The sequence below is a fragment of the Pseudoxanthomonas sp. Root630 genome (assembly GCF_001427585.1).
Lineage (GTDB): Bacteria > Pseudomonadota > Gammaproteobacteria > Xanthomonadales > Xanthomonadaceae > Pseudoxanthomonas_A.
This window is the reverse complement of sequence record NZ_LMGY01000012.1, coordinates 859,601-876,299: the sequence shown is the minus strand read 5'-3', so window position 1 is coordinate 876,299 and position 16,699 is coordinate 859,601. Positions and strand designations below refer to the sequence as shown.

General features: G+C 65.5%; 15 protein-coding genes. 4 read left to right on the top strand and 11 right to left on the bottom strand.

Features of this window, described 5'->3' with window-relative positions:
- Positions 1-2 precede the first annotated feature (2 nt).
- From ASD72_RS10045 to ASD72_RS10020, 7 genes are read right to left on the bottom strand one after another with little or no spacing between them, the layout of a single operon-like run.
- Positions 3-848 (bottom strand): hypothetical protein, encoded by an 846-nt coding sequence (locus ASD72_RS10045; protein ID WP_056879754.1) that lies wholly within the window; start codon positions 846-848, stop codon positions 3-5.
- Positions 845-1,639 carry an acyltransferase gene (locus tag ASD72_RS20940; RefSeq protein WP_155944575.1) on the bottom strand — a complete coding sequence of 265 codons (795 nt, stop codon included), beginning with the start codon at positions 1,637-1,639 and terminating at the stop codon, positions 845-847. Before ASD72_RS20940 ends, ASD72_RS10045 begins: the two co-directional genes overlap by 4 nt.
- Positions 1,632-2,882: a glycosyltransferase gene (locus ASD72_RS10040; RefSeq protein ID WP_343123680.1), complete on the bottom strand. Its 1,251-nt coding sequence runs from the start codon at positions 2,880-2,882 to the stop codon at positions 1,632-1,634. Before ASD72_RS10040 ends, ASD72_RS20940 begins: the two co-directional genes overlap by 8 nt.
- 20 nt (positions 2,883-2,902) lie before the next feature.
- On the bottom strand, positions 2,903-4,744 hold the full coding sequence (locus tag ASD72_RS10035) for a glycosyltransferase family 2 protein (protein WP_056879752.1): 1,842 nt from the start codon (positions 4,742-4,744) through the stop codon (positions 2,903-2,905).
- A gap of 54 nt (positions 4,745-4,798) precedes the next feature.
- The gene (locus ASD72_RS10030; RefSeq protein ID WP_081420256.1) at positions 4,799-5,929 is read right to left on the bottom strand and encodes an ATP-binding cassette domain-containing protein; all 1,131 of its coding nucleotides are present in this window, start codon (positions 5,927-5,929) and stop codon (positions 4,799-4,801) included.
- A 10-nt stretch (positions 5,930-5,939) separates the two neighbouring features.
- Entirely contained in the window at positions 5,940-6,734 is a 795-nt protein-coding gene (locus tag ASD72_RS10025; protein ID WP_056879750.1) for an ABC transporter permease, read from the bottom strand.
- Positions 6,735-6,754: 20 nt separating this feature from the next.
- Entirely contained in the window at positions 6,755-9,046 is a 2,292-nt protein-coding gene (locus ASD72_RS10020; RefSeq protein WP_162250372.1) for a glycosyltransferase family 2 protein, read from the bottom strand.
- Positions 9,047-9,264: 218 nt separating this feature from the next.
- On the opposite strand from ASD72_RS10020, the gene ASD72_RS10015 reads away from it, so the two are divergent.
- Complete coding sequence (locus ASD72_RS10015; protein WP_056879748.1) at positions 9,265-9,825, top strand: NUDIX hydrolase; 561 nt, start codon at positions 9,265-9,267, stop codon at positions 9,823-9,825.
- 4 nt (positions 9,826-9,829) lie between these two features.
- On the opposite strand, the gene ASD72_RS10010 is transcribed toward ASD72_RS10015, so the two are convergent.
- Complete coding sequence (locus ASD72_RS10010; RefSeq protein ID WP_056879747.1) at positions 9,830-10,243, bottom strand: DUF4019 domain-containing protein; 414 nt, start codon at positions 10,241-10,243, stop codon at positions 9,830-9,832.
- 233 nt (positions 10,244-10,476) lie between these two features.
- On the opposite strand from ASD72_RS10010, the gene ASD72_RS20935 reads away from it, so the two are divergent.
- A complete protein-coding gene (locus ASD72_RS20935; protein ID WP_235577986.1) occupies positions 10,477-11,163 on the top strand; it encodes a hypothetical protein in 687 nt (228 codons plus the stop codon).
- Between the two features lie 6 nt (positions 11,164-11,169).
- On the opposite strand, the gene ASD72_RS10000 is transcribed toward ASD72_RS20935, so the two are convergent.
- From ASD72_RS10000 to prmC, 3 genes are read right to left on the bottom strand one after another with little or no spacing between them, the layout of a single operon-like run.
- Positions 11,170-12,063 carry a dienelactone hydrolase family protein gene (locus tag ASD72_RS10000; protein WP_056879745.1) on the bottom strand — a complete coding sequence of 298 codons (894 nt, stop codon included), beginning with the start codon at positions 12,061-12,063 and terminating at the stop codon, positions 11,170-11,172.
- Positions 12,064-12,092: 29 nt separating this feature from the next.
- Positions 12,093-13,034, bottom strand: a complete 942-nt coding sequence (pip, locus tag ASD72_RS09995; protein ID WP_056879744.1) for a prolyl aminopeptidase — start codon at positions 13,032-13,034, stop codon at positions 12,093-12,095.
- Between the two features lie 30 nt (positions 13,035-13,064).
- Entirely contained in the window at positions 13,065-13,934 is an 870-nt protein-coding gene (prmC, locus tag ASD72_RS09990; protein ID WP_056879863.1) for a peptide chain release factor N(5)-glutamine methyltransferase, read from the bottom strand.
- Between the two features lie 362 nt (positions 13,935-14,296).
- Between prmC and ahpC the strand changes: the two genes are divergently transcribed.
- On the top strand, positions 14,297-14,860 hold the full coding sequence (gene ahpC / locus ASD72_RS09985) for an alkyl hydroperoxide reductase subunit C (protein ID WP_056879743.1): 564 nt from the start codon (positions 14,297-14,299) through the stop codon (positions 14,858-14,860).
- Between the two features lie 240 nt (positions 14,861-15,100).
- Positions 15,101-16,687 (top strand): alkyl hydroperoxide reductase subunit F, encoded by a 1,587-nt coding sequence (ahpF, locus tag ASD72_RS09980; protein ID WP_056879742.1) that lies wholly within the window; start codon positions 15,101-15,103, stop codon positions 16,685-16,687.
- Positions 16,688-16,699 lie beyond the last annotated feature (12 nt).

Below are 16,699 nucleotides of genomic sequence, written 5' to 3'. Positions count from 1 at the left end.
GTTCAGTCAGCCCCAATTCGCTTCGACCGTACCTTGGTACGCGCCGGGTTATTGAAATCTTGCGAAAACCACTTCGCGGCGACGCACCCACCGGAAGCACCCAAAATCATCGACTCCATGTCCTCTATCGACATGCAGTTTGCGTCTTGGTCTCGCGGGTTCGTCGCGCTAACGTCAAGCATCGACCTCGTTCTTACAAGTGGCCGACTCGGTGAAATGTCGCGATCGATACCCATCAGAACGGTCGGAAGTACAAACTCCTCTATCGGCCAATGCAATGCCGGGTCCGCGAAAAAATCTTCGCCATAGAACCTGGAAATGACGTCCACCGCATCAAGCCAGAGCCCCACCGGAATATGCGAGCCCTCCTGCCTGCCTCCAACAATCGAACCGTCTGGAATCCCCATGTGGGATCGAAGGGCGGAGAACCTTTCATCCATCAAGATCTTCGTGTGCCAGTGATGCTGGGCATCCAAGGGCTCACGGCCGAATGCGACAGGATTCTCCTCCAGCCATTCATTGAGATCACCGTCCAGCACAAGATCAGCATCCGTATGCATGTAAACATGCGAGTACCGGGCCAGGATCTCTAGCCTGTAGCGAGTAGTGAGCTTGTTGTAGGCCCCGTAGACGCAAGCCCACCCGGTACTTTCAGACGACTCACATACTTCCGCATCGACCCCAAGAACGCCGCACAATCCTCGGAGTTCATCTCTATCGATCAACCCAGCCTTCGACACATGAATGAACTGACTAACGCAACCGTCGGAAGAAAATGAATAGTTGAGCAACTGGTCGACCACCAGATCGACCCTCCTATGAACAGGAACAAGAACTGCCGTCTTCATGGCTGGCCTTGCAAGTATTCTTCGCTCAGACGATCGACCACTTCTCGTCGAGGGAACTCGTCCCGGTCCCAGCTAATGCCACTCTTGAGGACTCTTGCAGGTGCGCCCCCTGCAAGGCAGAACGGGGGTATCGAGCGATTGACAAATGCTTTGGCGCCTATGACAGACCCGCGCCCCACCAGGACTCCTTTTCCAATCAAGACTTCCTGCGCGACCCAGACATGCGAACCCACAACGACATCATCGGGCGGATTGAGCCACTCCTTCGTCTGTAGATCGACGACAGGGTGCATATCCGAGTTCCTCACATAGATGCCATTCGCAAACATGCAGTCGTCGGAGACAAGGACCTTCCTTCCGTCACCCTGCATAACCACGTCGCAACCGTTTGATGTCGCCCCCAGCCCCCACAGGAATACCTGTTTACTGCCCCACAGGCGAGCATTAACCATGGACCAGTGACTTGTACCGCCACTTAGGATGACCACATTGTCGCTGCCATGAATGTGGAGCTGCCCGTATATTTCGGCACCCTTGCCAAGCACAACGGTGTTTCGTGCTGCACCGGCATGATAGTTAATCCTTAGCGGATGAGAGCATCGTCTGCCCGGATGCGCAAAGACGAGATTTGAGGAGATTTCCCCCTTTTCGAAGGAGATCCCGAGCGAACTCTCGCCAATCAACACAAGACCATCGACACATGGAAGCGTCACATCGACCTGTCCGACGCTAGACCGCAGAAGCTCCGGGGCGTCGAGCGTGTTTCTAAGATTTTGAAATGCGTCAGACATGACCCTTACTCAGCATTTCGATATGCAGAAAGGCGCAGGCTTTGTGATCCTTGGGGCGACCAATGTTTGAAGCCATGCGTGCATGGAGCTCTCGAGAGGTCGAACTCAACAATGCGGTCGACCATGCCATCGTGTTGCTGGTCGCCACATGAATTCCATCGATTCCTTGCGTGATTTTCTCGGCCATGCCGCCGATATCGGAAACCAGTAGCGGACGCCCGTGGACAAACGCCTCCTGGATCACCATCGGCGAATTCTCCCACCAGACAGAAGGCACCACCACCCAATCGACATTGGCCATGCGACTGGCGATCTCGTGCGGCTGATAAGGACCTATCCACTGGACGACACCCTCCTTGATCAACGGATCGGCGAGTTCCTTGATCTTGTCGCGGAACTCGCCGCTCTGCGTCTCCAGGTTGGCGCCGTGCACTTCCAGCACGATCTGCTTGCGTTCCGCCTTCCGCATCTGCGTCAGCGCGCGGAGCAGCACGTCCAGCCCCTTGAACGGGTTGATCTGCCCGAAGTAACCGAACCGGTTGCGCGTCCCTCCCTCTGCCAGCGGCCGCAGCGGCAACGGCTCCACGTCGTCCTGGCCGTTCTCGATGACCACGATCTTGTCCGCCGGGATGCCCCAGGCGATGTAACGCTGGCGCAGGAACTCCGATGGCGACACGAACTGGTCGACGTAGGCGAAGTGACTCTGGATGAAGTCCTTGCGGCGCCAGAAGTCCTGGACCGATCGCTGGGGAAAGCACAGCCGGCAATCGTCGTAGGACTCGCGACTGCAGAGGCGACCGTTGGTCTTGATCATCTGCCCCTGGTTGTTGCAGATGGCCATGTACTCATGCAGCGTCAGCACGAGCTTGATGTTCGGGTCGAACTCCTTGACCAGCCGCAGGAACTCCACGCCCAGGTGCGCATAGTGGTGCGTATGCACGACCGTGGGCCGTAGCGCGCGCAGCAGGTCCAGGAAGCCGGTGACCAGCGAGCGGCGATGCGCCGCCTTGAGCATCGTCCAGTCGCCGATGCCCTGCTCCCACAGATACTCGTTGGCGCGCCGCGGCGTGATGGCGCCGTTGACGCCTCGGCCACGATCGGCGCTGGCGAGGAACCACGCCTCCTCGACGTCGGCACTGTCGCGATAGGCCTTGTACAGGTTGTAGGCGGCGATCTCCCCACCCCCCAGGCTGAAGTCCGGGTGGCGGTGCGACATCACCAGGATGCGGGGTTTGCTGGACATCGGAAGCGTCTCGACAGCGTTCATTCGGCAGCCCCCATCGACGATTCGATGAGCGTCCGCCAGCGCGCCTGGTGGCGCAGCGCATTCCACAGCGTGACCTTGCTGCGGAAATCCTCGGTACCCAGCGCCGTCATCGACTGCCGCTCCAGATGGATCAGTTCGATCTCCGGCAGGTATACGGACGACAGTCCTTCGGCACGCAGCTTCAGGCAGAAGTCCGAGTCCTCGAAGTCGCCGATCAGGTAGCCCGTGTCCCACCCGCCGATGCGATCGAAGTCCTCCCGCCTCACCAGGACACACGCACCCGTGACCGCCGGGACATCGACGACACCCGTCCGCCGATCCAGGGCGGGATCCAGCCCCATCATCGGATGCTCATTGACATAGACATCGTGCTCGGGCAGCCAGATGAAGCGCATGCCCGCATGCTGGATGCCGCCATCGGCGAACAGCAGCCGGGGCCCGACTGCGCCCACGTCCGCACGCGCCTCCAGCACCTCCACCAGACACTTGAGCCAGCCCGGCCCGCGCGGAAAGACATCGCTGTTGAGGAACAGCAAGTGACGGCCCGTTGCGTACTGCGCGCCCAGGTTGTTGGCTCCGGAGAAGCCGCGATTGACGCCGCCCCACACCCACATGAACGGCACGCGATACAGGGAGTACAACTCTTCCGCCAACGGGCGGAACCCGGCCACAAGGTTGGGATCATCCAGGACGTAGATCAACTGCGCGTGTTCGCGGATCCACGGATCCCGCACCCACGCCAGCATCTGGCTCTCGACGAAATCGACGCGCCCGTACAACGGCACCACGATGCTGACCTCCGGCGCGTCCAGCGGCTTGCCGCACACTCGCGCGGTGACGGGATAGTCGTCCCACTGCGCGCGCGCGCGTTCGATCATGCCCGACAGCAGCGGCGCGTCCAGTTCGCCGACGCGCCGCGTCCATTCCTCGTCGCCCGCACCGACGCCGAACAGCCAGCGCGCGAACGTCACCGGATCCTCGCTCAACGGCGCCAATGCGGCCTCGGCCAACAGGTGTACGCCGTCCTCCGAGAGCGCCTTGATATGGAACGTGGTGGGTGTTCCCGTCGCGGGCGCATGGAAGATGAAGCCCGAACGGCGTGCCGACGCACCGAACAGCGCGCCGAACAGCTGGTGCACGTCGTTGCGGACCAGCCGGTAACTGGATTCCAGGGGATAGGTATTGCCCTGGTCATCCTCACCCCATACCTGCATGCCGGGACGGGCCACCAGCCAGCCCACCACGATGATGTGCCGGGTGCCACGGATGACATGCGCGGCCTCGATGTACGACTTCGCATCCGCGCATTCCTTCGCGGCCACCGGGAAACGCGTGATCGCTTCCCGCCATTCCGGCGTATGCGGCGCCATCTGCCGCGTGAGCAGACTGGCGGCGGGGCCGAGCAGCCCGGAATCATCGTCGGTCAGTTCGCTCGCGGGCTTGAGCACGAGCTCCTGTTCGCCGCGCCTGTTCTTTCCGGCCCCCCAGGAGAACGCGACCGCCTTGCCCGGGGTCGCCTCCGCCATCAGGACGAAGCCGGTCTGGGTTTCCTTCGGCAAGTTGAGATGGGCCACGACGTCGGCGCGGACGAAGCGCGTTTCGGTCGTGGCGATCGGCGCTCCGTCGGCCTGCAGCGCGAGCTTCAACGGGCCGGTGCTCCAGCCACCCACCAGCACCTTGTCGCCCAACCGCACGGCGACATCCACCTTGACGCGGCACGGCGTGCCACCCGAAACGTCGGGCAGCTCCAACGGCGTCTTCTGGAGTTCGATACCACCCTCGTCCGGCCTGCCGTGGGCTTTGGACGGCTGGGCTATTTTTCCCAACAGATTCTTCATAGCGATGGCTGTGTGCTCCGTTGACTGAACCAGGGAGGCGACGCCTCCCCACGCTTATTCCGTTTCGATGACGCTGGCGCGCACGAGCGACAGAGGGGTGCCCAACCGCGACACATTGCGCCCCACGCGCACCTGCAACTGATCCACGACTTCGCGCGCGACGACGGGCTGTTCCAGTGCAAGCGACAAGCGGAAGCCGTACTTGCCGGTCCGCTTGCCGATGTAGTCGTTGACATCGTCTCTTTGCACGCGCTCGAACGATTCCACCAGGTGCTTCCCGCCGGCAAACTCCAGGCAGACGACCGACGCCTCGCGCCCCCGGTCGTCCATGGCCCAGCCGACCACTTCCAGGCTGTCCTGGGTGGCCCGGATACGCTCCACCACGCCTTGTGTGTTGCCGAACAGCACGGGGTCGGACGTCATCGCGGCATCCCGCTCTTCCGACGAGGCCTGCGAAACGATGTCGCGATACGCTTCAAGGGCATCTGCCGTGTCGCCGAAGAAGTGCATGCGCCCCTTGTCCAGCACGAGTGCCTTGTTGCACGTATCCCGCAACAGGCTGGTGCTGTGGCTGGCGAGGATCACGATACGGCTGCCTTCGAACCGATCCTGCATGCGCTTGCGCGCCCGCGCGACGAAGGCCGCATCGCCGGTGGACAACCACTCGTCCATCAACAGGATATCGGGCTGCACGGCGGTGGTGATCGCGAAGCCCAGGCGCATGCGCTGCCCACTGGACAGGGTATACAGCGGAAATTCCGCGCGATCGGTCAGGCCCGCGAACTCGAGCACATCCACCGCTATCGCCTTCAGCTGGCGGTAGCGCAGGCCCATGGCCGTGCCGCGCAGGAAAATGTTCTCCGCGACGGACGCGTAGTCGGCGAAACCGAGCAACGGATTCAACAGCGACTGTCGCGAACCCTCCACGCGGAGGACGCCCGCCGTCGGCGCGTACGCGCCGTTGAGGACCCTCAGCAACGTCGTCTTGCCGGCACCATTCAGCCCCATGATGCCGATGCGGTCGCCGTCCACGGCTTCGAAATTGATGCCCGAGAGGATCGTCGTCCGGTAGCGCACGGAGCCCGACAGGGTGGCCAGCAGGTCGCTGTAGCCCTTGCGGCCGGTCTTGTGGACTTCCGTCGGCAGTTCGAGCGATACGTTGTAGGCACGCAGCATTGCATTCATGGCGCGCTCCTCACAGCCACGCCGGCATGCGCTTGGCCAGCCGTCCGTATATGACGGCCGCCAGCACAAGGCCGATGAGCGTCATCGCGCCCAGGTAGGTGTAGGTCAACGGCTCGATCGTTTCGCCCAGCACGGGGCCGCGGACGACCGCCAGCATGTGATGGAACGGGTTTGCGCGCATGAGCATGCCGTGCATGGTGTCAACGGGCGCGTCTTTGGCGAACCATACGATGGGCGTGATCAGGAACATGGCCAGCATCACGCTGCTGAAGAACTGGTTCACGTCGGGGAACCGTGCACCGACGAACGCCAGCATCGTGCCATAGAGAAACAGGTTGACCAGGACGACGAGCAGGCCGAGCGATGCCCACAAGACACCGATCGGGAGAATCGGGGCATCCCCCACCAGGACGATCACCAGCAGCGGAACCGCAAACAGGAAATAGATCGCCGAGCGCGCGAGCGGCCTCAGCACGTAGTCGGTCAGGCGCAGGTGGCCCTCGTGGATGTACGGAAGGTACGAACCGAAACTGCCGCCCGCTTCCATGACGACCGTCGACATTAACCGGAACAGGATGAAGCCGAACCCCATGTGCGCGAGGAACCCCGCCTCGTCGGGCGCCCCGCCGCGAATCGCACGGAAGAACAGGCCCAGGCCCCAGATGTAGACGATCGGCGGGAAGAAGACCCAGAACAGCCCGAGCGCGTTCTTTCGATACTTGGTGATCACATCCAGCCAGCTCGCGTAGAGCCAGTGGTCGGGCTTTCGGAAGCTTTCGGCGAGATGCCGGAAAAGGAGACTCATCGTTCGGATTGCCTGGGACATCAATGTCGGGTGGGGATGCCCGCGACACGCAACTTCGGCGAGCGCGGCGGAAACGCCAGACCGTAATCGCCCTGGTCCAGCGTGAGGTTGGGGTTGTAGGCCGGGTCGTCGTGCAGCGCGTCGCCCCAGCGCCATTTCATGGCGTGCACTTCGGCGGCGAAGCGCGCCTGCTTATCGGGTGAATCCTCGTTGCCGCGGCTCGCCGATTCGTGGTGGTAGAGCTCGGCGTACGGCGTCCACACGTTGCGGTAGCCCGCCTGGAGCACGCGCAGGCAGAAGTCGATGTCGTTGAAGGCCACGGGGAGAGCCTCGTCGAAGCCACCCACTTCCTCGAAGACGCTTTTCCTGACGACCAGGCAGGCTGCGGTCACCGCACTCATGTTCTGCGCCACCCAGGCCCGCGCCATGTACCCCGGTGCGCCGCGCCCCATGCGCGTATGGATGTGGCCCGCGACGCCGCCCAGCCCCAGGACGACGCCCGCGTGCTGGATGGTGTCGTCGGGGTAGTACAGCATCGCGCCGATCGCACCGGCATCGCGCTGCATGGCGCGCGCCGCCAGTTCGTGCAGCCAGGACGGATTGATGACTTCGGTGTCATTGTTCAGCAGGCACAGCACGTCACCGCTGGCTTGCCGGACGCCATGGTTGACGATCGCCGAGAAATTGAACGGGATCGGATAATCCAGCACCTGGACACGCGGCGTCTTGCGCAGTTCCTTCAACAGCAGGCGGGCGTCGGGATCCAGGCTGCCGTTGTCCACCACGACGATATCGAAGTCCGGATACTCCGTTTTCTCGAGGACGCTCCGCACGCAGATGGACAGCAGGTCGGCGCGATCGCGGGTGGGGATGATCACGCTGACCTTCGGCGCGGAGGCAGGCAGCGCCAACCGGGTGCGATAGCAGCCGGGGGACACGATCTCCACCTCGCCCGCACGCCGGATGCGCTGCAGGTGTTCGCTGACGGCGCGCCTGCCGGCTTCCGACGCGTAACTCTTCTGTTCGCCCCCGAGCGCAGTGGACCCTTCGATGGCACGCCAGTGATACAGCACGCGGGGGATGTGGCAGATCTGCTCGGGCGCGAGCACTTCGGTGCACCTGAGGACCAGGTCGTGGTCCTGCGAGCCTTCGAACCCCGTGCGCAACACCCCGACCTGCGCCAGCAGATTGGTCTCCACCACCATCAGGTGGCAGATGTAATTCTGGGAACGGAGCAGTTCGGGGTTCCAGCCAGGCTTGAAGTGCGGCTGGAAACGATGCCCCATCGCGTCGATCTTGTCTTCGTCGCTGTACAGCAGCCGCGCTTGCGGGTGTTCGGCCAGCGCGAGCACCACCTGGTGCAACGCGTCCGGACTGAGCTCGTCGTCGTGGTCGAGGAACGCGACGTGGCTGCCGGTGACCATGGCCAATGCGCTGTTCGTGGCCAGGCTGATATGGCCGTTCTGCTCGCGCACGACCACCTTGATCCGAACATCTTCGTGCGCATACGCGCGCAGGCACTCCTCGATCCTGGGATCGGGGGACGCATCGTCCGCGATGCAAAGCTCCCAGTTCTGGTACGTCTGTTCCCTCACGCTGTCGATGCAGCGGCGCAGGAAAGGCAGCGGCGTGTCGTAAACGGGAAGCACCACCGAAATCAGCGGACCATTGGCGTACTGACCGGCCTGAACGCGCGCGCGCTCGAGCCCTGCCCCTTTCAGCGGGTCGAAATGATCGAGCCACAACGGATAGCCACCGGACGCATGCCGCGAAGCGCCGTAATAGCGATGGACGAGGTCATCGACGGCGGCGCTCAGGCCCTGCCCGCGGACCTCGCCGAGGAACATGCGCAAACGTCGCGCGAACCCGGCGACGGTGGGAGGTTCGCCTCCCCGCGACGCCTCGGCGCCTTGCGGGAGGATCCACAGCGCGCGAGCGCGCGTGATGCGCCGGAAGGCCATGGCCCCGGCCTTGAACCGCGCGGGACGGATCGAGGGGTCGAAACGAAGCGCGCGCAACGGCCGGCTGATGACGACCATGCCGCGGATCCGTCCGTCGGGACCGGGGGGCGGCAGGGGAATGCGGGTGGCTTCGCTGCAGCCACCGCCATAATCGGGATACAGGCAGGGGCGTTGGATGTCGCCATCGACGGCTTTCACCACGATATCGACCAGGTACCACCCCGGCACCAACGCGTGGATGCCGAGCTCCGGATCCACGCGGAACTGGGGATCATCCCCTTCCGCCTCGTACTCCACTTCGCCCGAGGGCCCCACGTGGGCCACGAGTTGGACAAGGGGGGTTAGACGCACGCCTAAGGGCGCCACCCAGGAGGATCGCCAAACGCGCAAAGACATGATTCCCCGGGCCAGCCATCAATGGCGGCCGATACTCCCGTGTTGACGAGGTTCCTCCCCGAAGTGAGAGTGTAACAATCTTTACGGAAGCCCACACATCACATTAACAAGCACGGGCCGGACATCCTGGTGCGGTAATGTCTTTCGCGCGCCCCATTAATGAATGTGAAACCATGAATAACAAAGACGTTCGCCGTACGCCGCCGCAGGTGGTGTGGGAAGGCAAATACCAGCGGATGATGGTCCGCGGCACCTGGGAATACGTGGAGCGTGCGCACGCGGGCGGGCTCGCGGCGATCATCATTGCAGTCACGCCGGACGACGAGGTGCTGTTCGTCGAGCAGTTCCGCGTGCCGCTGCAGGCACTGACCATCGAGATGCCCGCCGGCCTGGTGGGCGACATCCACGCCGATGAATCCATCGAGGTTTCGGCGATCCGGGAACTCGAAGAGGAAACCGGCTGGACCGCCGCGCACGCCGAGGTGCTGATGATCGGCCCCACCTCGTCCGGCAGCAGCAGCGAGAAGATCGCCTTCGTCCGCGCGACCGGCCTGCGCAAGGTGGGCGACGGCGGCGGCGATGGTGACGAAGACATCACCGTACACGCCATCCCGCGCACGCGCGCCGCCGCGTGGCTGGCGCAGAAGATGGCCGAAGGCTACGAACTGGATGCGAAGCTGTGGGCGGGCCTGTGGATGATCGACCACACCCTCGACGGCACGCCGCGGCGATGAGCGATCAGCACGCCCGGACGGCGTAACCGGCCAGGCGCCAGACACCCGCCTCTTCACGCCGCAGGGTCACCGTTTCGCGATACGGCGTGGCGGCCTCGCCGAACGCTGCGGAGAACTCCAGCACCGCGTACGTGCCCGGCTGCCAATGCGGCCGCTGCCCGGGCTGGTCGACGCGTACCGCCGCCCAGCGCCGACCCATGCCATGCCCGAGCGCACCATGACGTTGCGCCAGCAGCGCGATGAACGCCTCGCGCCCCATCGTGTGCCGGATCGTGTCCGACGCGGCCTCCCACAGGACCTCGTGCTGGCCGCGTTCGATCGCCTTGATGAAACGCATGGCCGACATGCCCAGGCGGGGAATGTCGACATCCTCCAGCCCGATCCTGGTTTCGTGCAGCGGCGCGGCGTGCGCGATCATCGTGACATCCTCCCGGAGCGGCTGATCTGTCGCCGTCCGCGCAGCGAAGCGTCGGCGTACATCCGGGAGGTTCGTGGCCGCGCACGGGCACCGGACATCCGCGCCCCGCCACGTCTGAATGCCCGGCAACACGCGGGGATCCAACGTCATCCCGCGCCGCTGCCAAGCGTTCCGCGCTCGTTCCCCCACGAGCCGACGACGTGCGCCTGACTTCTTGCTTCCTCGCTGCCTTGATGGCGGCCACCCCTCCCGCGCTGGCGCAGGCGACTCCGCAGGACCCCTCGGGCGAGTGGCAACCCGACGTGGAGACCAACACGCAACTGTTGCAGGACGCCGAGCGCGCCATGCCCGCAGGTGCACGCCCCGAGCGTGGCGCGCGACCGGGCCGCGGCGGTGGGCCTGGCGGGGGCCCCGGCGGTGCCGGAGGGCCTCCTCCGGGCAACGGGGGCGAGGGTTCGATGGGCCCACCTCCGGGTGGGGGCGGCCCGATGGGGCCGCCGCCAGGCGGCGCCCGGCCCGCCGGTGGACGCCCAAGCCTGAAAGGCCTGCTGCCGACGCAAGGCGCGTTCGCTGCTCCCGAGGATGCGGTCCTGGTGATGCAGCGGATGCGCGAAGCGGTCGTGTTCGGGACCTCGGAGGGCCGCGACGTGGTGGTGGTGCCACTGTCCGGCACGCTCGACCTCGCCGACGGCACGCACGCCACGCTGCGCGACGAGGGGGGGCGGCTCGCGCTGCAACTGGATGTCCCCGATGGGCGTCGCGCGATCTACCGCTACGCGCTCCCCGACGCGGCCTCCGGGGCGCTGCGCATCGACATCACCGTTGAAGGCGACCGGCTGCCCGGCGGCAGCGTGCGGCTGCAGCGCGCGTACCGGCGCATGAAGGTGGACGTCGCCGCCCCGGAGCGCGCCACGCCGTAGCCGCGCTCAGCGCAGGTGCTGCTCGAAGAAGGCCAGCGTGCGCTGCCAGGAAAGCGCAGCAGCGGCTGCGTCATAGCGTGGCGTGGTGTCGTTGTGGAAGCCGTGGTTGGCGTCGGGATAGAGGTAGGCCGTATAGGGCACGTCTGCGGCCTTCAACTGTTGCTCGTAGGCAGGCCAGCCCGCGTTGACGCGCGTGTCCAACGCGGCGAACTGAAGCAGCAGCGGCGCCCTGATGCGTGCCGCCTCTTCCGCAGACGGCGGGCCGCCGTAATACGGCACGCCGGCATCGACGAGATCCGGCAAGCGCGCGGCCAACACGTTGGTCACCAGCCCGCCGAAGCAGAAACCGACCACGCCGAGCTTGCCGTTTCCGCGCGGCAGCGCATCCGCGAAGCGCGCGGCGGCTTCGAGATCGGCCATCACCTTCGCGCGATCCAGCGTGGCCTGCATCTCCCGTCCGGTGTCGTCGTTGCCGGGATACCCGCCGAGCGGATACAGCGCGTCCGGCGCGAAGGCGATGAAACCCGCCACGGCAAGGCGACGCGCGACATCCTCGATGTACGGATTCAGTCCACGGTTCTCGTGTACCACCAGCACCACCGGGTGAGGTCCCGGCGCGCGCGGCATCGCCAGCAGGCCGCGACCTTCGCCATGGCCTTCGGGGGCCGGGAACGTGCGATAGACCGTGGTGATGCGCGCATCATCCGCCGCCACCTGCGCGGCGAACGCGTACTGCGGGGCCAATGCGGCGAGCAGCGCGGCCGCCGTCGTGCCGCCGACGGCGAACTGCGCCGCGCCCGACAGGAAGCCGCGCCGATCGACGCGACCATGGACGTAGTCGTCGTACAGGTCCAGTACGCGCTGGTCGAACGCGGAGGCGGTGGCGCGCGGCGTATCCATGGCGTTCTCCCGGCGGCGACGAGGGGCGGTCAGGCGAAGGCGTCCGTCGCGCGCACGAGGGCGTCGACGTTCTCGGCCTCGAACGCAGAATGGCCGGACGCCGGCGTGATCTCGAGCTTCGCTTTCGGCCAGGCCTTGTGCAGTTCCCAGGCGTTGGCGATCGGGCAGACCACGTCGTAGCGACCGTGCACGATCACGCCGGGGATGTCGGCGATGCGCGAGGCATCGCGCAACAACTGGTCTTCGACCTCGAAGAAGCCGCCGTTGACGAAGTAGTGGTTCTCGATGCGCGCGAACGCCAGCGCGAACTCGGGCTCCTCGTGGCCGCTGACGAAATCGGCATCCACGTGCAGGAAGCTGGTCGCGCCTTCCCACACGCTCCACGCCTTCGCCGCGGCCAGGCGCGTGGCCTTGTCGTCGGAGGTCAGGCGGCGGTGGAACGCCGAGATCAGGTCGTGGCGCTCGACCGACGGAATCGCCGTGACGTAGTGCTCCCACGCATCGGGGAACAGGCGGCTCGCACCTTCCTGGTAGAACCACTCCAGTTCCCAGCGCCGCAGCATGAAGATGCCGCGCAGCACCAGTTCGGTCACCCGCTGCGGATGCGTCTCGGCGTACGCGAGCGCCAATGTCGAACCCCAGCTGCCGCCGAACACCTGCCAGCGTTCGATACCCAGCTGTTCGCGCAGTTTCTCGATGTCGGCCACGAGGTCCCACGTCGTGTTGTCCACCAGATCCGCGTGCGGCGTGGAGCGGCCGGAGCCGCGCTGGTCGAACAGCACGATGCGGTACTTCGCCGGATCGTGGAAGCGGCGCATCTTCGGGCTGCAGCCAGCGCCCGGCCCGCCGTGCAGCAGCACCACCGGTTTGCCCTGCGGGTTGCCGCACTGCTCGTAGTACAGCGTGTGGCGGTCATCGACCTTCAGCGTGCCGGTGTCGAAGGGTTCGATATCGGGGTACAGCGTGCGCATGAGCGGCCCGTCCTGGATGAAAGCGACAGTCTAACGGCTCGCGTCTTGCCCTTCCGTGACGCGCCCAAGGGTCACGCGGTCCCGCTGCTCGAGGTCCGTTTCGGTGGCCACATCGACGAAGCCCGTCGCGGTCATCAACGCCCGGATGGCAGCACCCTGGTCCCAGCCGTGCTCCAGCAGCAACCAGCCGCCGGGCAGGAGGAACGCCGGTGCGCCGCGCACGATCTCGCGGATCGCGTCCAGTCCGTCCACACCGGAGGACAACGCCGTCGGCGGCTCGAAGCGCAGGTCGCCCTGCGCCAGGTGCGCGTCGCCGTCGGCGATGTAAGGCGGATTGCTCGCGATCAGGTGGAAGCGTTCGGCCCGCAACGGCGCCCACCAGCTGCCGTGGCGGAATTCGACATTGGCGATGCCGTTCGACATGGCGTTCGCGCGGGCGACGGCCAGCGCGTCTTCGCTGACGTCGGTCGCGACCACGCGGGCCTGCGGCCGCTCGCCCGCCAGCGACAGCGCGATCGCGCCGGTGCCGGTGCCGAGGTCGGCGATGCGCATCGGCGCGTCCGCCGGCAGGCGTTCCAGCGCCAGCTCGACCAGGCGTTCGGTTTCCGGCCGCGGGATCAACGTGGCGGGCGACACCTGCAGGTCGAGCGTCCAGAAGCCGCGATGCCCGGTCAGGTAGGCCACTGGTTCGCCGGCGATCCGGCGCGACAGCAGCGCCTCGAACGCCGATGCGTCCGCGTCCACCAGGGGGGCGTCCCCGTGGGCGAACAGCCAGGCGCGGTCGCGGCCGATCACCTGCAGCAGCAGTTGCTCGGCTTCATGCCGCGCGTCGGGACCCGCCAGTCGGGTCGCAGCGGCGCGCAGGGCGTGGTCGAGCCGAAGGGATGCGTGATCGGACATGGCGCGCATGGTACCGGGCGGCCGTACCCCACACGCCTACGCATCGCCGCGACGCACCATCATGGTGCTCAATGGCGTATGGAGCATATGGGCCTCGCGCGAGCGCTGAAAAGCGGCCCCGGTTTGGCCCGGATCTGCATGCAAGCACCGCTGCACGGCCGCGCCGCCGGATCGCATCGAACGCAAATAACTGAAAAACTTGAATTTTTTCTACCGGCCTTGTCCCCGCCGCGGGCCAACCCCATTTATTGATAGCCAGAGACTATCTATTCAATTCCATCAATCGATTTGAGGAATCAATAGTCGCTGCCTACCATGGCGCCATCGCTTCACCACACCCACTCCATCCACGAGGATCTTCCATGTCCCTGATCAACACCGCGGTCCAGCCGTTCAAGACCACCGCCTTCCACAACGGCGAATTCGTCGAAGTCACCGACGGCACCCTGAAGGGCAAGTGGTCGGTCCTGATCTTCATGCCGGCCGCCTTCACCTTCAATTGCCCGACCGAAGTGGAAGACGCCGCCGCCAACTACGCCGAGTTCCAGAAGGCCGACGCCGAGGTCTACATCGTCACCACCGACACGCACTTCTCGCACAAGGTGTGGCACGAAACCTCCCCGGCGGTGGGCAAGGCCCAGTTCCCGCTGGTCGGCGACCCGACCCACCAGCTGACCCGCGCCTTCGGCGTGCACATCGAGGAAGAAGGCCTGGCCCTGCGCGGCACCTTCGTCATCAACCCGGAAGGCGTCATCAAGACCGCCGAGATCCACAGCAACGAGATCGCCCGTGACGTGTCGGAAACCCTGCGCAAGCTGAAGGCCGCGCAGTTCACCGCCGCCAACCCGGGCCAGGTCTGCCCGGCCAAGTGGAAGGAAGGCGCGCAGACGATCGCCCCGTCGCTGGACCTGGTCGGCAAGATCTAAGCGTCATCGCAGCACCGGCGCATCCCGATGCGGATGCGCCATGGCGACACCGCATCACGTCACCTCCGGGCCGCTGGCCCGGAGGCTGATCCGGACGTTTGCAGCAGCGGCATGCGCCGCTTGCCGGTTCCCTCCTCCCCGACCGGCGCCCTCTCCCCGGCACATGCCGCTCCTGCAAACGCCTGCCCTCCCCTCCTCCCCGATTCCCTTCCCAGAATCCCCTCCACGGAGACGTTCGCCATGCTGGACGCCAATCTGAAGACGCAGCTCACCGCCTACATGGAAAAGGCCGTGCGCCCGATCCACATCACCGCGCAGCTGGACGACAGCGCCGGCTCGGCCGAATTGCAGGCGCTGCTGAAGGATCTGCAGGACGTGTCGGACAAGATCACCGTCACCGAGCAGCGCGGCGGCGAACGCACGCCGTCGTTCTCGCTGACCTCCCCCGGTCACGACATCCACCTGACCTTCGCCGGCCTGCCGATGGGTCACGAATTCACCTCGCTGGTGCTGGCACTGCTGCAGGTCGGCGGTCATCCGTCGAAACTCGCGCAGGACGTGATCGAGCAGATCCGTTCGCTCGATGGCGAGTACCGCTTCGAGACCTACTTCTCGCTCTCGTGCCAGAACTGCCCGGACGTCGTGCAGGCGCTGAACCTGATGGCGGTGCTGAACCCGAAGATCCAGCACGTCGCCATCGACGGCGCGCTGTTCCAGCAGGAAGTCGAGCGGCGCGAAGTGATGTCGGTGCCGACGATCTTCCTCAATGGCGAGGTGTTCGGCGCCGGCCGCATGGGCGTGGAAGAAATCGTCGCCAAGCTGGATACGAATGCCGGCAAGCGCGATGCCGAGAAGATCAAGGCCAAGGCGCCGTACGACGTGCTGGTGATCGGCGGTGGTCCCGCCGGCGCCGCCGCTGCGATCTACGCCGCGCGCAAGGGCATCCGCACCGGCGTGGCGGCGGAGCGCTTCGGCGGCCAGGTGCTGGACACCATGGCGATCGAGAACTTCATCTCCGTGCCCTACACCGAAGGCCCGAAGCTCGCCGCCGCGCTGGAGCAGCACGTCAAGGACTACCAGGTCGACGTGATGAACCTGCAGCGCGCGGAGAAGCTGGTGCCGGCCAGCGCCGACGGCCTGGTCGAAGTACACCTCGCCAACGGCGCGTCGCTGAAGTCGAAGACGGTCATCCTGTCCACCGGCGCCCGCTGGCGGCAGATGAACGTGCCCGGCGAGAACGAATACCGCAACAAGGGCGTGGCCTACTGCCCGCACTGCGACGGCCCGCTGTTCAAGGGCAAGCGCGTGGCGGTGATCGGCGGCGGCAACTCCGGCGTCGAGGCGGCGATCGACCTGGCCGGCATCGTGGCCCACGTGACCCTGGTCGAATTCGACAGCCAGCTGCGCGCCGACGACGTGCTGCAGCGCAAGCTCCGCAGCCTGCCGAACGTGCGCATCGTCACCAGCGCGCAGACGACGGACGTGCTGGGCGATGGCAGCAAGGTCAACGGCCTGGTCTACAAGGACCGCATCGGTGGCGATACGCACCGCGTCGAACTGGAAGGCATCTTCGTGCAGATCGGCCTGCTGCCGAACACCGAATGGCTGAAGGGCGTGGTGGCGCTGAGTCCGCGCGGCGAGATCATCGTCGACGACCGCGGCCAGACCAGCCTGCCCGGCGTGTTCGCCGCTGGCGACGCCACCACCGTGCCGTACAAGCAGATCGTCATCGCCATGGGCGAGGGTTCGAAGGCCGCGCTGAGCGCCTTCGACCACCTGATCCGTACATCGGCCCCGGTGGAAGCGGTGGACGCAGTCGCGGCATGATGTGACGTGCGG

Bases quoted from the DNA above. Each gene is read 5' to 3' on its own strand.
- ASD72_RS10045 (WP_056879754.1), bottom strand. From the start codon at position 848: ATGAAGACGGCAGTTCTTGTTCCTGTTCATAGGAGGGTCGATCTGGTG.
- ASD72_RS20940 (WP_155944575.1), bottom strand. From the start codon at position 1,639: ATGTCTGACGCATTTCAAAATCTTAGAAACACGCTCGACGCCCCGGAG.
- ASD72_RS10040 (WP_343123680.1), bottom strand. From the start codon at position 2,882: ATGTCCAGCAAACCCCGCATCCTGGTGATGTCGCACCGCCACCCGGAC.
- ASD72_RS10035 (WP_056879752.1), bottom strand. From the start codon at position 4,744: ATGAAGAATCTGTTGGGAAAAATAGCCCAGCCGTCCAAAGCCCACGGC.
- ASD72_RS10030 (WP_081420256.1), bottom strand. From the start codon at position 5,929: ATGAATGCAATGCTGCGTGCCTACAACGTATCGCTCGAACTGCCGACG.
- ASD72_RS10025 (WP_056879750.1), bottom strand. From the start codon at position 6,734: ATGAGTCTCCTTTTCCGGCATCTCGCCGAAAGCTTCCGAAAGCCCGAC.
- ASD72_RS10015 (WP_056879748.1), top strand. From the start codon at position 9,265: ATGAATAACAAAGACGTTCGCCGTACGCCGCCGCAGGTGGTGTGGGAA.
- ASD72_RS10010 (WP_056879747.1), bottom strand. From the start codon at position 10,243: ATGATCGCGCACGCCGCGCCGCTGCACGAAACCAGGATCGGGCTGGAG.
- ASD72_RS20935 (WP_235577986.1), top strand. From the start codon at position 10,477: ATGGCGGCCACCCCTCCCGCGCTGGCGCAGGCGACTCCGCAGGACCCC.
- ASD72_RS10000 (WP_056879745.1), bottom strand. From the start codon at position 12,063: ATGGATACGCCGCGCGCCACCGCCTCCGCGTTCGACCAGCGCGTACTG.
- pip (WP_056879744.1), bottom strand. From the start codon at position 13,034: ATGCGCACGCTGTACCCCGATATCGAACCCTTCGACACCGGCACGCTG.
- prmC (WP_056879863.1), bottom strand. From the start codon at position 13,934: ATGTCCGATCACGCATCCCTTCGGCTCGACCACGCCCTGCGCGCCGCT.
- ahpC (WP_056879743.1), top strand. From the start codon at position 14,297: ATGTCCCTGATCAACACCGCGGTCCAGCCGTTCAAGACCACCGCCTTC.
- ahpF (WP_056879742.1), top strand. From the start codon at position 15,101: ATGCTGGACGCCAATCTGAAGACGCAGCTCACCGCCTACATGGAAAAG.